Annotated in this window: 16 protein-coding genes and 1 tRNA gene; 6 read left to right on the top strand and 11 right to left on the bottom strand. The window is 53.0% G+C overall.

The features are described 5' to 3' along the window. Positions 1–54 precede the first annotated feature (54 nt). Complete coding sequence (gene mdoC / locus IEX01_RS03830; protein WP_188723290.1) at positions 55–1218, top strand: glucans biosynthesis protein MdoC; 1164 nt, start codon at positions 55–57, stop codon at positions 1216–1218. A gap of 34 nt (positions 1219–1252) precedes the next feature. Here the strand turns inward: mdoC and IEX01_RS03825 are convergent, their stop codons facing one another. The 6 genes from IEX01_RS03825 to csgB all read right to left on the bottom strand — a co-directional run bounded on the left by IEX01_RS03825 (position 1253) and on the right by csgB (position 5152). Further along, positions 1253–2740 (bottom strand): phospholipase D family protein, encoded by a 1488-nt coding sequence (locus IEX01_RS03825; RefSeq protein ID WP_188723289.1) that lies wholly within the window; start codon positions 2738–2740, stop codon positions 1253–1255. After that, on the bottom strand, positions 2682–3215 hold the full coding sequence (ymdB, locus tag IEX01_RS03820; protein ID WP_024556662.1) for an O-acetyl-ADP-ribose deacetylase: 534 nt from the start codon (positions 3213–3215) through the stop codon (positions 2682–2684). Before ymdB ends, IEX01_RS03825 begins: the two co-directional genes overlap by 59 nt. An 83-nt stretch (positions 3216–3298) precedes the next feature. Beyond that, the gene (locus IEX01_RS03815; RefSeq protein WP_188723288.1) at positions 3299–3715 is read right to left on the bottom strand and encodes a YmdA family protein; all 417 of its coding nucleotides are present in this window, start codon (positions 3713–3715) and stop codon (positions 3299–3301) included. Positions 3716–3769: 54 nt separating this feature from the next. After that, a complete protein-coding gene (gene csgC / locus IEX01_RS03810) occupies positions 3770–4099 on the bottom strand; it encodes a curli assembly chaperone CsgC (RefSeq protein ID WP_024560172.1) in 330 nt (109 codons plus the stop codon). A 65-nt stretch (positions 4100–4164) separates the two neighbouring features. Then, positions 4165–4650, bottom strand: a complete 486-nt coding sequence (gene csgA, locus IEX01_RS03805) for a curli major subunit CsgA (RefSeq protein WP_024556659.1) — start codon at positions 4648–4650, stop codon at positions 4165–4167. A 46-nt stretch (positions 4651–4696) separates the two neighbouring features. Next, on the bottom strand, positions 4697–5152 hold the full coding sequence (gene csgB / locus IEX01_RS03800) for a curli minor subunit CsgB (RefSeq protein ID WP_024556658.1): 456 nt from the start codon (positions 5150–5152) through the stop codon (positions 4697–4699). Between the two features lie 777 nt (positions 5153–5929). On the opposite strand from csgB, the gene csgD reads away from it, so the two are divergent. The 4 genes from csgD to csgG are packed head-to-tail and all read left to right on the top strand — an operon-like array spanning position 5930 to position 8274. Further along, positions 5930–6577, top strand: a complete 648-nt coding sequence (gene csgD, locus IEX01_RS03795) for a biofilm master transcriptional regulator CsgD (RefSeq protein ID WP_188723287.1) — start codon at positions 5930–5932, stop codon at positions 6575–6577. Positions 6578–6581: 4 nt separating this feature from the next. Next, entirely contained in the window at positions 6582–6971 is a 390-nt protein-coding gene (gene csgE / locus IEX01_RS03790; protein WP_024556656.1) for a curli production assembly/transport protein CsgE, read from the top strand. A 26-nt stretch (positions 6972–6997) separates the two neighbouring features. Further along, positions 6998–7411, top strand: coding sequence for a curli production assembly/transport protein CsgF (csgF, locus tag IEX01_RS03785; protein WP_024556655.1), 414 nt, complete (start codon positions 6998–7000; stop codon positions 7409–7411). Between the two features lie 29 nt (positions 7412–7440). Next, positions 7441–8274, top strand: coding sequence for a curli production assembly/transport protein CsgG (gene csgG / locus IEX01_RS03780; RefSeq protein ID WP_024556654.1), 834 nt, complete (start codon positions 7441–7443; stop codon positions 8272–8274). A 50-nt stretch (positions 8275–8324) separates the two neighbouring features. On the opposite strand, the gene IEX01_RS03775 is transcribed toward csgG, so the two are convergent. The 4 genes from IEX01_RS03775 to ghrA form a co-directional block, all read right to left on the bottom strand. After that, positions 8325–8798: a DUF1097 domain-containing protein gene (locus tag IEX01_RS03775; protein ID WP_024556653.1), complete on the bottom strand. Its 474-nt coding sequence runs from the start codon at positions 8796–8798 to the stop codon at positions 8325–8327. A 127-nt stretch (positions 8799–8925) separates the two neighbouring features. Next, entirely contained in the window at positions 8926–9477 is a 552-nt protein-coding gene (locus IEX01_RS03770) for a TorD/DmsD family molecular chaperone (protein ID WP_024556652.1), read from the bottom strand. Positions 9478–9498: 21 nt separating this feature from the next. Further along, positions 9499–10236: a phosphatase gene (locus IEX01_RS03765; protein WP_188723286.1), complete on the bottom strand. Its 738-nt coding sequence runs from the start codon at positions 10234–10236 to the stop codon at positions 9499–9501. A gap of 88 nt (positions 10237–10324) precedes the next feature. After that, positions 10325–11266, bottom strand: a complete 942-nt coding sequence (gene ghrA, locus IEX01_RS03760) for a glyoxylate/hydroxypyruvate reductase GhrA (protein WP_188723285.1) — start codon at positions 11264–11266, stop codon at positions 10325–10327. Positions 11267–11466: 200 nt separating this feature from the next. Between ghrA and IEX01_RS03755 the strand changes: the two genes are divergently transcribed. Continuing rightward, positions 11467–11554: transfer RNA gene (locus tag IEX01_RS03755), tRNA-Ser, on the top strand. A gap of 335 nt (positions 11555–11889) precedes the next feature. Here IEX01_RS03755 and IEX01_RS03750 read toward each other — a convergent pair. Then, positions 11890–14214, bottom strand: coding sequence for an FdhF/YdeP family oxidoreductase (locus IEX01_RS03750; RefSeq protein WP_188723284.1), 2325 nt, complete (start codon positions 14212–14214; stop codon positions 11890–11892). Positions 14215–14468: the final 254 nt, after the last annotated feature.

Genomic DNA, 14468 nt, shown 5'->3' with positions numbered 1-14468 from the left:
AAACATAAACCGTCCCTGGGATAAGACGAATAGTCCGAGAATTACCGGAGTTATATGACTAACACATCCGCACAGCGCGAGTTTTTCCTCGATTCCATCCGCGCATGGTTAATGCTATTGGGGATCCCGTTTCATATCTCGCTTATCTATTCGAGTCACCAGTGGCACGTTAACAGCGTCGCGCCATCCGCCTGGCTGACGCTGTTTAATGATTTTATTCACGCCTTCCGCATGCAGGTTTTCTTTGTTATCTCAGGTTATTTTTCTTACATGCTGTTTTTACGCTATCCGCTTAAGCGCTGGTGGAAAGTCCGCGTAGAACGCGTTGGCATCCCGATGCTGACCGCCATCCCGCTTCTTACTCTTCCGCAGTTTCTTATGCTGCAGCATGTGAAGGGAACGGCGGGAAACTGGCATTCGCTGTCGTGGTATGAAAAATACAACACGCTGGTCTGGGATCTTATTTCCCACCTCTGGTTTTTACTGGTCTTGATAATATTGACCACGCTGGGGCTGGTGCTTTTTAAAACATTCAACAAACAGAAGGAAAAGCCGCAGAGCGATTTCTTTGCGCGGTTAACGTTAGGCAAGCTGTCGTTTATTTTTCTGCTGCTGGGCGTGCTCTACGCCGCGCTGCGCCGCACTATCTTTATGATTTATCCGCCGCTGCTGAGCGACGGGCTGTTTAATTTCGCGTTTATGCAAACCGTTTTTTACCTGCCTTTTTTCCTGCTTGGCGCGCTGGCGTTTAAGCATGAAAAAATCAAAGCGATGTTTACTACCCCTTCGCTGGGGTGCGCCATCGCGGCGGCCATCGCCTTCGGCGCTTATCTGCTGAATCAGCGCTTTGGTAACGGCGACGCCTGGCTGTATGAAACGGAAAGCGTGATTACAATGCTGATGGGCTTGTGGATGGTGAACGTCGTGTTCGCGCTGGGGCATCGGTTATTGAACTTTAAGTCCTCCCGCGTCACCTATTTCGTTAACGCTTCACTGTTTATTTATCTGGTGCATCATCCGCTGACGCTCTTTTTCGGCGCGTATATCACGCCGCATATCGCCTCAAACACGCTGGGCTTTATTACTGGCCTCATCTTCGTGATAGGCATTGCGCTCATCTTGTATGAACTGCATCTGCGGGTAACGCTGCTGCGTTTCCTCTTCTCCGGCAAACCGCAAAACAAAGCGGTGAGCCTTACTTCTGCCACAAGTGATTGATGTTCTGGCGGGCCTGTTAACGTTGCAGGCCCGCTTAAAGTAACCACTCCACCGGCAACCAGGAGGCCAGGCGCACCAGCAGACGCTGGCTGAAGCGGGTTTTCGGCTCCTTTTTCAGCACTTTTTCCTCTCCATCCTGTTGCTCAATCCAGTTAATGCGCCCCCAGCGGTCAAGGCGCAGCTGCCAGGCCGCCTCCCGCTGGTTGCGGATAAAACGCTGGTGAAACAGCTTCGCCAGCGGCTCGCTCTGGATGACAAAACCCATCTCGGTATTGAGCATGGCCGACCGGGGGTCGAAGTTAAAAGAGCCGATAAAAACGTGGTTATCGTCCACGCTGAAGGTTTTAGCGTGCAGACTGGCGCCGGAATTCCCGGTCAGCCCGCGGTCGCGCTGCACCGGTCCGGTTTCACGCGTAGGTTTAAGCTCATAAAGCTCAACGCCGTGGCGTAATAATTTTTTGCGCCAGCGGGCATAGCCGGCATGCACCACCGCCACGTCATTGGCGGCCAGCGAGTTGGTTAATACAGCGACTTTCACCCCCTTGCGCCGCAGCGTCAGCAGCAACGCCACGCCCGAACGGGTCGGGACAAAATAGGAGGAGATGATGTCGATCGATTTTTCCGGCTGGCCGATAAGATTCATCATGCGCTGCGGCAGCAACGTGTGTTCTCGGGCTTTGCCCTGCCCTTTGCGCGGATCGTCGCTGACCAGACGGGTTTTCGCCCAGATAAGCGGCAGCGTGCGCGATTCAAGATGCGTTGCGAAACGGGTGCTGGAGAGCCGGTCCAGGTAGCGTTTGGCAATGGGATCGGTTTTCCAGTCTTCCGGCAACTGAACCCGGGCGTCCAGCTGCTCGTCATTCACATCCAGCACTTTCTGCAACGTGGAGACGGAACCGCTGCGCCAGTAGCGCTCGAAATCCTGTTCCACATCGGCCACCACTGGCCCGATGGCCAGCACGTCGAGGTCGGAGAAAAGCGGCTGCTCCCCGGCGCCAAAATAGGCGTCCCCCACGTTGCGCCCGCCGATAATGGTCACTTCGCCATCCACCGTAAAGCTTTTATTATGCATACGGCGATTAAGCCGCGCGAAGTCGGTGATATAACCTAACGCGCGCAGCGTGCGGAATGAAAACGGGTTAAAGAGGCGCACTTCAATAAGCGGGTGCGCATCCAGCATGCGCAGCGTGCTGTCGAGGCCCAGCGTATTGTTATCATCCAGCAGGATGCGAACCTTTACGCCGCGCCGGGCGGCGGCAAGCAGCGCGCTGAAGAGCAGCCGTCCCGACATATCATCTTCCCAGATGTAGTACTGGACATTAATTGTCTGCTCCGCCATGCCCGCGAGCAGATAACGGGCGGCGAAAGCATCCAGGCTGTCATCAAGCGGATGCAAGCCGCTGTTATGGGGATGCTGCGCCGTCGCAGGCGCAATCGCACGCCCAAGGCGTGTGCCATGCGGCTCAGACCGGGAAGCGTTGGGTAAGTAACCTTTGGTAAAGTCGGGCGTTTTCTTCGTCATAGCAGACAAAGTATACCTGCTCCGGTAACGGGTGCCTGGTGAGATAATCCGAAACGGTGTCCATGGCGATTTGTGCAGCCGCCGCTTTCGGATAACCATAAATGCCTGTACTGATAGCCGGGAACGCCACGCTGCGATATCCATTTGCGCTTACCAGTTGCAGACTGTTTCGATAAGCATCGCCGAGCAGCTGCGCCTCGTTGTCGCTTCCGCCCCGCCATATTGGCCCGACGGTATGTATCACGGCTTTTGCGCGAAGCTGCCCCGCCTCGGTAATCACCGCGTGACCAGGCGCGCACTCGCCCTGCTGCTGGCGAACCACTTTACAGGCAGCGAGCAGCGCCGGCCCCGCTGCGCGGTGAATGGCGCCATCGACGCCGCCACCGCCCAGTAATGAAGGATTAGCGGCGTTGACAATGACGTCCACTTCCATTGCCGTAATGTCGCCTTCCTGTATATGTATGCGGTTTTGCATAGTGACCTCCTCACTTGAAGTGATGATGTTAGTGTAGATCACCCATTGGGCCTGCCGAAGTCGATAAGCGAAACCGTAAATTGTTACTGGTAGGTTATTTGCAACACGCCCAGACGGCGTGAAGCATCCAGCCATTTCATCCGCACAGAGGCATTAGCCTGTTTGAGGCTTGCCTCGGTCAACTGATGAAGCGCCAGCGTTTGCCGCTGCATTTTTCCATCCTTAAAGCAGCTAAATATCGCCTTCTGCGCCTGTTTTTCCACCTGACACCCCGCCTCGACGATGGCCCCTCTAAAATGAATAGTCCCATCATTTGCCGCAGCCGCAGTGACAACAGAAGAGAGGATAAGCAGCGCGCCAGAGGTATTTTTAACGAGAGATAACGTTTTCATTTGCAGGGCTCCACGTCGGTTTTGCCGTTTGGCTGTTTTACTTAACCGTAGACGTAAACTGGCTTTAACGCGTTGAGCTGATTTTTCATTTTCTGGCGCTGCGCGCATTTTCTGTTGATGAATTTAGCAAGGGCGACAGGCTTTTCGTCGTGATAAAGGTGTTCAGACTCTGCCTGGCGGCGACCACTGGCGAGAAAGGTGCAGCGCTTGCCCATCGGTGATTGTCACTGTCACCACGACCTCATCGCCCTGCCCGGCGGAAAAGCTAATCTGTGAAAGCGCGTAAGGTTCTCCGGCTCTGATATTCACCCAACTGTTTTGTCGAGTGGTGCTATTGCCTGCCGCACCGTGGCGGGATGTCTCCATCTGTACGCGGCACTGGCAATCCTGCGTGAGCGTAACCTGAGGTATGACAGTCCATGTGTCGCCCTGTTGATGGGCATCAAAGCCAATCTGGCTGGTAAGCGCAGCCAGGAGTATCAGCGTATGCATTTTCTTCCCCCGAAAAAAAACAGGGCGCAGGCCCTGTTTTTTTACATGTGTTTCTACAGGTACGATTAGTACTGCGAAGCGCTAGCCGAGTTGAAAGCGCCCACCTGAGTCACGTAAACCTGAGAAGAAGAAGCAGTCTGGTTGACGGTCGCGTTGTTGAAGTGGCCATCCTGGTTAACGGTGGTGGCAGAGTTACGGCTGCTCCACTGGTCAACCGTCGCGTTGTTGTGGAAACCATTCTGGGTGACGGTTACGCCGGAGTCAGAGCCGCCCCACTGGTCGATAGAGGCGTTCTGAGCATAGCCATTCTGGGTCAGCTTGATGTAGCTGTTGTCAGAACCCTGACCGGTTTCAGCGTTGTGGTTACCGCCGCGCTGTTTGATTTCAGTAGTTGAGTGATACGCGTCAGACTGCAGCGCATTAGCATGGTTGCTGGTGCCGTACTGATAAATTTTCAGGCTTGAATCTTCACCATACTGATGAAAAGGCACTGCCAGTGCGCTACCAGAAACTACCATTGCTGCCAGTGCTGCGACTTTGAAAAATTTCATGGTTTCTTCCCCATAGGATTGACGTTAAATAAGCCTAAAACGACATTCAGCGCTGAATTACGCGAACTGCCATTTGCGACTGCTTTTGCACTACAACTGCGGATTTTTGCGTACCTGACTGGATAATATCCGCACGGTTAGCCGTGCCTTTTTGAATAACCAACGCGGAATTATCGTAACCCTCTTGTTTAAGGTTCACTTCATTGCCGTAGCCCTGTTGTGAAACGTAAGCAAGATTGTAATACCCTGATTGATCAACCTTTGCGCGGTTGGCGACGCCGGTCTGGCTAATCACCGCCTGCAATTTATTGCCGTCCTGGCGAACCCAGGCGTCATTATTTCTGCCTGTCTGACCAATTATCGCGGCCTGATTTAACGAGCCTTTGCTTATTTCATTCACGGCAAAGTTATATTCCGAAGCTGCAAGATCAAAATGACTTGCATGAGCCAAACCAGGCACACCCAGTATTGTTAACATCGTAAACAGCAATTTGTTTTTCATGTCTCCACCCTGGACCTGGTTGTTTATTTCGCGAAATAAACAACATGCCAACGACTAATAAGTAATCACAACAATTCATTTGATATTGCTGCGCTACGGAAATGAGTATGTCCGCCGACGCGTTTTTTATATCTCACCTGCGAGTGGTATTTTTATCGCAGCCGTCATACCAAAGCATGAGATTGTTTTTTAAGCGGTTTCTTTCAGGCGCATCCATATAGAGCCAAACGCTGTTTTTGTTTTGTCACTTTGTCTTCATAAAGATGACAACTCCGTGGTGTTAGCAAACATCAGCAAAAATTAAAACAATTTTGGACAGTCACGTGACACACATCCTTTTTTTCTTAAGGTAAACTCCCTACAAAACCATCATAAGAATGAGGGGTATATTTTTTGAGAATTACCACTTTCATATAATTATTAAAACACATACAAATCAATAACTTAATAATATCCAATATGTTAACAAAGTGATGCAATCATTAAAAAATGTACAACTTTAACATCAAAAAACAATATCTGAACATTGCGCATTTTTACATTTTAATATCTTGGTTTACATTTGCTTACATCTTTAACACTTGCTTTAAGATTGGCAATGACTAGATTGAACTCATCAGAAGAACTTTCTTGGTTTTAAAATTTATCACGCCCTCCCAGGGCCTGACGTTTTGTTATTAACACACGCAGCAGTGCATTTTTCCAGTAACCTCTGGCGGATTGCTTTTATTTGCAATCTATTGCCGGGAACCAAATATAAAGCGCGGAGTTTTTATCATGTTTAATGAAGTCCATAGTTTACCTGTTCAGACTTTAATGCTGATCACTAAACCATCGTTACAGGCGACAGCCTTATTACAGCACCTTAAGACTTCTTTAATGCTTAATGGCAAGTTACATAATATTCAGCGTTCACTGGATGAAATACCAGTAAATAGTCTCATTCTGCTGGATATGATGGAAGCAGATAAGAAGTTGATTAACTACTGGCAGGAAAATCTGGGTCGCCGGAACAACGTTAAAGTGTTGCTGCTCAACACGCCGGAAGAATACCCCTTCCGCGATATTGAAAACTGGCCGCACATCAACGGGGTTTTCTACTCAAACGAAGATCAGACGCGCGTAATCGAAGGGATGCAGGGCGTGATGCGCGGCGAATGCTACTTTAGCCAGAAGCTGGCGAGCTATCTTATCACCCGCTCCGGCCATTATCGCTTTAAGAGCGCGGAGTCGGCGCTGTTGACGCACCGTGAAAAAGAGATCCTCAATAAATTGCGTGTCGGCGCCTCGAATAATGAGATAGCCCAGTCGCTGTTTATTAGCGAAAACACGGTCAAAACCCACCTCTACAATCTTTTCAAAAAGATTTCGGTGAAAAACCGCACCCAGGCCGTCTCCTGGGCCAATGACAATCTCAGACGCTAACATCATGAACAAGTTAACTGGCTGGTTATTGGCCGCAGGGATCCTGTGCGCCACCGGCGGCGCGCGGGCGCTTGAAGTGGAAGTGCCCGGTCTGTTAACCGATCACACCGTTTCGTCTGTCGGCCACGATTTTTATCGCGCTTTCAGCGATAAATGGGAAAGCAGTTACAGCGGGAACTTAACGATTAATGAGCGACCCAGCGCCCGGTGGGGCAGCTGGATCACTATTACCGTTGAGCAGGATGTAATTTACCAGGTTTTCTTATTCCCGACGAAGCGTGACTTTGACAAGAACGTTGACTTCGCACTGGACCAGACTCATGAAGCGTTGCAGCGTCGACAAATTGATAAAGCATTATTAAGCACCGGCGATTTAACAAAAGATGAATTCTAACGTTTCTTTCACTTCAGGAGGCTGTCATGCGGGTCGCATACGCGGTTATTACCTTGCTGTTAGTATCACCGCTGTCGTGGGGCGGGAATATGGTTTTTCAGTTTCGCAACCCTAATTTCGGTGGTAACCCCAATAACGGCGCTTTTCTTCTTAATGAAGCTCAGGCGCAAAACTCTTATAAAGATCCCAGCTATGACGATTATGCAATCGAAACGCCGTCAGCGCTGGACAACTTTACCTCAGCAATTCAGTCGCAGGTGTTGGGCGGCCTGTTAACCAATATTAATACCGGGCAGCCGGGAAGAATGGTGACTAACGATTACATCGTCGATATTGCTAACAGAGACGGACAGCTGCAGCTCAATGTCACCGATCGTAAAACAGGTAAAACCTCCACCATTCAAGTTTCGGGCCTGCAAACGGGAACCACTGATTTTTAGGCCCTGTTAATTTTTAAAGGATGACTATCATGCAGCGCTTATTATTACTTCTTGCCGTCATGTTGTTAAGTGGATGCCTGACCGCTCCGCCAAAAGAAGCGGCAAAGCCCACCTTAATGCCCCGGGCGCAAAGCTACCGTGACTTAACGAACTTACCCGACCCCAAAGGTAAGCTTTTTGTCTCGGTTTATAATATTCAGGACGAAACTGGCCAGTTTAAGCCTTATCCAGCCAGTAACTTTTCAACCGCCGTACCGCAAAGCGCCACATCTATGCTGGTTACGGCGTTGAAAGATTCCCGCTGGTTTATTCCGCTGGAGCGTCAGGGGTTACAAAACCTGCTTAACGAACGCAAAATTATCCGTGCAGCCCAGGAGAACGGCACCGTTGCGGAAAACAACCGCATGCCGCTGCAATCGCTGGTGGCCGCCAACGTCATGATCGAAGGCTCGATTATCGGTTATGAAAGCAATGTGAAATCGGGCGGCGTCGGCGCGCGTTATTTCGGCATTGGCGGCGACACGCAATATCAGCTTGATCAAATTGCCGTTAACCTGCGTGTGGTTAATGTCAGCACAGGCGAAGTGCTTTCGTCGGTGAATACCAGTAAAACCATTCTCTCTTATGAAGTGCAGGCGGGCGTATTCCGCTTCATCGATTACCAGCGGTTGCTGGAAGGAGAAATTGGTTATACCGCGAATGAACCCGTCATGCTCTGCCTGATGTCAGCGATTGAAACCGGGGTAATCCATTTGATAAACGACGGTATTAACCGCGGCCTGTGGGAGCTGAAAAATAAGGGCGATGCGAAAAATACCATTCTTGCGAAATACCGCAGCATGGCGGTGCCGCCAGAGTCCTGAAAACGTCCTGACAAAATTAAAAAACCAGCGCAAGCTGGTTTTTTTATGCCTTATACGGCTTGCGTGCTTTTAGCGGCAAGCCGCGCCGCCAGCCAGTTACCGCTGCTTTTCATTGCAAACCCAAACAGCAAACCCAGCAGTAAAGCGGGCGCCACGCTCTTCCATTCCCCCTGCGCGGCAAACGTGGCGCAGGCGCCAATGAAGGTTCCCGGCACAAAAGAGAGAAGCATGTGTCTTGCTTGCATGCACATTAAAAAAGCGACGATGCCCGTCATGGCGTAGCCGAACAGCTCCGCATGCGGCACCAGTGCGCCACCCTGAATAATGACCTGCGCCCAGGCAACACCGCTCAGTAAGGTGCAAAGCGTAGTGAAAAAGCCCGGGAGGCCGGGTTTCGGACAGGCAAACCATGCGGTGCAGCCAAGGAAGCCTGCCCAGCCGGGCAGACCAAAACTCACCGCCGCCCAGCCCCAGAGGGCGGAAAGCAGGCCGGTCGTCAATGCGAGAGGGAAGAGTCTGTTCATGGCGGCGTATACTAGCAGAAGGCCGCCGCACCAATGCGAAGCAACGCACAAAAATTGTAAATCGAAATTGTTAATTACATTTTATTTGTGACTTTAATCACAAAAACCGGGCATCCGCCCGGCTCTCTTATTCTTCCTCTTCCTGCAACTCTTCCCACATCGCCTGAATAGCATCGCGGGTTAACTGCGCGAAAGTTCGCCAGAACGCGCTGGCCGCATGCGCTTCCACCTTGCCCAGGAAAGCGCCGCACCAGGGCAGCAGATAGTTATCGAATAAGGTTTCCAGCGCCTCGCTTTCATCATCCTGCGCCTGATCTTCAAGCCAGGAAGCCGCCAGCAGCAGCATGCCAAAGTGGTCTGCCGGCGCGTCGGAAAGCGGCATGCCACGCTCGCGCAGAAACGCCCTCACCTCTTCTTCCTTCGCCCCCTCTTGCCATGCGGAACGCAGCGGCGATACGCGGCGATCATCACCGGTAAAGAGCGTACGGTAATCCGCCGCCACCTCTTGCGCGTTATAGCTTTTTTGTAGACGCGCCAGCAGCTCATCCTGCTCAAGCGGCCAGCTCTGGGCGAGCTTGCCTTCGGCAATCAGTGACCAGACCGGGGCAAGCACCGCGTCCTGCGGTTCACGGTACCAGAGGGAGCCAAGCAGGCGGCAGATAATTGAAAATTCATTCATGAAACAGATCCATTGGGTTTATTAAAAGGCGGCAAATTCGACGATGGGCGCCATACCGCGGGATTCGAGGAAATTAAGCAAACGGCGCGGCGTGACGTTAAGAATGCGATCTTCGGGAAACGCCACCTCGTCGAGGATTTTGCGGCACTCATGAAAATCGCCCAGCGTAAAGGCGGTATGAGAATCAGAACCCAGCGCCAGCCAGCCGCCTGCGTCGCGCACCGCTTCGGCAATGGCGCGGCAATTCGGTCCGCTACCCTTGCGCGAATGCGTAAAGGAGGAGTTATTCAGCTCCAGCGCCACCTGATATTTCGCGGCGGCGGCAGCTATCGCCGGAATATCGACCGGGAACTTCGGGTTGCCCGGGTGGCTGATGATATGCACATTGCCGCTCGCCATAGCGGCGATCATCGCCTCGGTGTGAGCGGCTTTATCCTGCGGTGGAAACACCGGCTCGTGGAAGCCCGCCACGATCAGATCAAGCGCATCCAGCATCGGGCCGGTGCAGTCTATCTCGCCTGCGGTATTTTTAATATTGGCTTCGATGCCGCGCAGAATGCCAACGCCATCCACCACGCGCGGCCAGATGCGCATGTTGATAAAGTGCCAGTAGTGCGGCGCGTCGGCCATATCAGGGCCGTGATCGGTAATAGCGAACAGCTGAATGTTTTTTTGCTTTGCCGCAGCGATATAGTCGTGAAGGTTACTGTAAGCGTGGGTACTGGCGACGGTATGCATGTGCAGGTCAACGGGATACATGGCGCTCTCCTTTCAGTTTTGCGCAAGGATAGCAGGTATCGGCGTTGAGGTTTAGCCTGAAAGCCCGGCAGGAAGGCCGGGCACGGGTTCAGTAGCCGCGTTGGAGGTCGACCTGGCCTGTGGGATGCTGGCCTTTATCAAGCTGAATAATCGTTGACGAAATAAACTCCACCGCCTGCGCCGGGCGGGTTACCGCCGCAACGTGCGGCGTGATCGCCACGCGCGGGTGACGCCACAGCGGGCTTTCGGCCGGCAGCGGTTCGCGGGAGAAAACATCCAGCATTGCGCCCTTAAGCTTGCCGCTATCCAGCGCCGTCAGCAGATCGTCTTCTACCAGATGGATGCCGCGGGCAAGGTTAAGTACGTAAGCGTTATCCGCCAGCTGGTTTACTAATTCGCTGTTGATAATGCCCACCGTTTCCGGCGTATTGGGCAGCAGGTTGATTAACACGCGCGTATTATTCGCAAACGCGCTCAGCTCTTCCCTTCCGGCAAAGCTTTTTACACCGGAATAATCTTTATGGCTGCGGCTCCAGCAGCGAACCGGGAAACCCCAACCGACCAGGCTTTCCGCAACCTTCCCTCCCAGCACGCCGGCGCCCAGAATGCCGATAGTGAAATCTTCACGTTCATAGTCAGCCAGCGGTTCCCATTTCGCCTGCAGCTTCAACGCCTGGTAATCATCAAAGCGGCGGAACCAGTGCAGCACCTGGCTTACTGCATATTCCTGCATTTGCTCCGCCATGCCGGTATCTTCGAGCCGGAACAGCGGCACGCCTGCGGGCAACAAGTCTGGATCCTTTTTTAATTTGCTGAGGATGGAGTCTACCCCGGCGCCCAGCGCAAAAACCGCTTTCAGCCCGGTGCGCCCGCGTAACATTTCTACCGGCGGATGCCAGACCAGCGCGTAATCTGCCGGGCCGTTATCGCCGGAGCGCCATTCACGTATCCGGGCCTGAGGAAGCTGTCGTTGCAGCAGAGATATCCAGTGGTTAGCGTCAAAAGTGGGATGGTAAAAAATGATGTCCATGGCTTCTCCTTTTTCTCCAGGATTACGCGAAAGCGTTGTAGTTGCAAGACTATTGCCATAAAAACAGGCAATTTGTCTTTTTAAGAAGCATGTTGCTGGAAGTTTGAGTAAACGCGCCGGAAATTCCGAAAAGTGTATTGACTGGCGTTAGCCTTTTCCCTACATTAGCGCCCGTCCCGAGCACATCGGGAAGACAATATGGTGAGGTGTCCGAGTGGCTGAAGGAGCACGCCTGGAAAGTGTGTATACGGCAACGTATCGGGGGTTCGAATCCCCCCCTCACCGCCATATTTAAAGAAGAAGCCTGGGTTAACGCCCAGGCTTCTTTGCTTTTATATCGCGCCAACCCGGGGGGATGAGAAAGGTTCACGGCCTGCCCTTAAATCTGTAGGCGATATGAAACGGTGTGAATCGTTCCGTTCGCTTATGCCCGGGCTTTTTATGGCACGCTTTCTCACGCGAACGTGCAAAGGGGGCGGCGGCGAGCCCCCTTAACACGTTCGCAGGATAGAAACTGACATATGAGCGCAGCGCGTTGGCGAACGGAACATACCGCGGTGCTCACATATGCCCCTCACCCCGCAGAAAGGGTAAAAACACCTGCGCAACGGAAGAGACTACGCTTAGCGCTGCGCGCCTGAGGTTTCCACAGGCACGGCGGCTTTCTCCATCGCAATCGGAATACTTTTATAAGCCGGAATACCGCTCCGGGTATCGTGGCTGTCCAGCGGCACCAGCACGTTCGCTTCCGGGTAGTAAGCGCCAACAGAGCCGGGAGCCATATCAATGACCACAATGGTAAGGTTCTGCATCCGGCGCGACGTAGGGTTGCCTTCAGGATCGAGAGCGACGATATTGACCTGATCGCCAACGCGTAGCTGCCGTTTCTCGGCTTCATCCGGGTTAATAAACAACACGTCCCGCCGCCCTGTCACACCGCGGTAGCGATCGTTGAGACCGTAAAGCGTTGTGTTGTATTGATCGTGACTACGAAGCGTCGTGAGCACCAGGTCATGGCACTTCAGCGAGCGCGGATCTTCATTAATCCCCTGCATCACTTTGAACTGCGCTTTCCCGGTTGGCGTATTCCAGACACGCTCCGAAGCGGCATTGCGCAGCCGGAAACCGCCTGGCTTTTTCACGCGTTCGTTATAGTTAGCGAACGCCGGGAACACCGCCTCTATCTTTTCGCGAATAAAGCTGTAATCCCCCACCAGCCTGTCCCAGTTGACCACGCTGTCAGGCAGCGTCGCTTTCGCAATACCCGCCACCAGCGCGGGTTCAGATTTCAGGTGCGGCGAAGCGGGCTTCAGCGAACCGCGCGACGCGTGCACCATCGACATGGAATCTTCTACCGTAATGCTCTGCGCGCCGGAGGCCTGCTCGTCAATCTCGGTGCGGCCAAGCACGGGCAGCAGATAGTTATGCTTACCGAGCAGCAAATGCGACCGATTAAGCTTAGTCGCCATATGTACGACCAGGTCAAGGTTGCGCATGGCGGGAAAGGTAACCTGCGGGTCAGAAATGGCTTCGGCAAGGTTGCCGCCCAGGCACAGTAACGCTTTGGCTTTGCCATCGCGCATCGCCTGGATAGCCGCTACCGCGCCGTGTCCATGTTTTTGGGGCGGCTTAAAGCCAAAGACGCGCTCAATGCTGTCGAGCAACTCTTGTGACGGAATTTCAGTGATCCCTACCGTGCGATCGCCCTGCACATTAGAGTGACCGCGCAGCGGACAAATGCCGGCGCCTTTTTTACCGATATTGCCGCGCAGCAGCAGTAAGTTAGCGATTTGCTGAACATTCTGGGTGCCATACTGATGCTGCGTTATCCCCATCCCGTAACAGACGATTGTGCGCTGGGCATTGGCATACAGACGAGCGACATGCTGGATCTCTTTACGCTCCATGCCGGAGACCTTCAGAATATGATCCCACTCGGTCGCATCGAGATCCGCCTTCAACGCCTCGAACCCTTCGGTGTGCTCGCGGATAAAGGTTTCATCCAGCACCCCCGGCTGGCCTTTTGCCAGGCGTTCTTCATGCATCGACAGCAAAATTTTCATTACGCCTTTCAGCATGGCTGCATCACCGCCGACGCGGACTTTGTAATAAGTCGAGGCGAGTTCCGTGGAGCTTAGCGACAGCATTTCGATAGGGCTTTGCGGCGAGGTAAAGCGCTCAAGGCCGCGTTCGCGAAGCGGGTTGATGGCGACGATAGTCGCGCCGCGTTTTGACACTTCACGCAGGGTGCCAAGCATGCGCGGATGATTGGTGCCCGGATTATGTCCGATGCAAAGCACTAAATCGCAGTGATTGAAATCTTCCAGCTCCACCGTGCCTTTACCCACGCCGATGGATTCCGGCAAACCGACGCTGGTCGGCTCGTGGCACATGTTCGAGCAGTCCGGGAAGTTATTAGTGCCGTACTCTCGGGCGAAGAGCTGCCAGAGAAAAGCCGCTTCGTTCGATGCGCGCCCGGATGTGTAAAACTCCACGCTGTCTGGATCGTCATAGCGTCGTAGATGTTCGCCAATCTCTGTGAAGGCGGTTTCCCACTCGATGGGCTGGTAGGTGTCGCTTGCCGGATCATATTTCATCGGGTGCGTCAGGCGTCCCTCGCCTTCCAGCTCAAAGGCGTTACGCTCCCACAGTTCGCTTACGGTGTGCGCGGCGAAAAATTCCGGGGTGGTGCGTTTACTGGTCGCTTCCCAGGTAACCGCCTTGGCGCCGTTTTCACAAAACTCAAATGAGGAGCCGTGTTGCGGGTCCGGCCAGGCGCAGCCGGGGCAGTCAAACCCCTGCGGCTGGTTAACCTTGAATAAGGCAATGACGTCTTGCTTCACCGACATCTGACCGCGTATGGCGTCAGCGACCGCCTTCAATGCTCCCCAACCGCCTGCTGAGCCGCCATAAGGCGCAATACCGATAGTGCGATTTTGCTCTTTCATAATGCTCCACATCGTCCGTCTAATAGTTTGGTCTTAAGCCTGGTACAGAAAACACGATAAGCGAAGCACAGGCTTGCTTATCCGCCGCTGATTTACGCAGGCTGACGTGAACAGGCGCGCTGCGCTTACTTGCTCTACGAGGATGTTTGTGAATGTTTCTGTCCGGCGCGCTCACGGGCATTGCTGGCAAAGGGCCATTTCGTTTAACCCTTAACCGAACGATTAGGAAAGAAAAAATTCTGCTTGACCGATTT

The organism is Franconibacter daqui, assembly GCF_014644275.1.
In the GTDB taxonomy this organism is placed as follows: domain Bacteria; phylum Pseudomonadota; class Gammaproteobacteria; order Enterobacterales; family Enterobacteriaceae; genus Franconibacter; species Franconibacter pulveris.
This window is presented reverse-complemented; position numbering and strand designations above follow the sequence as displayed.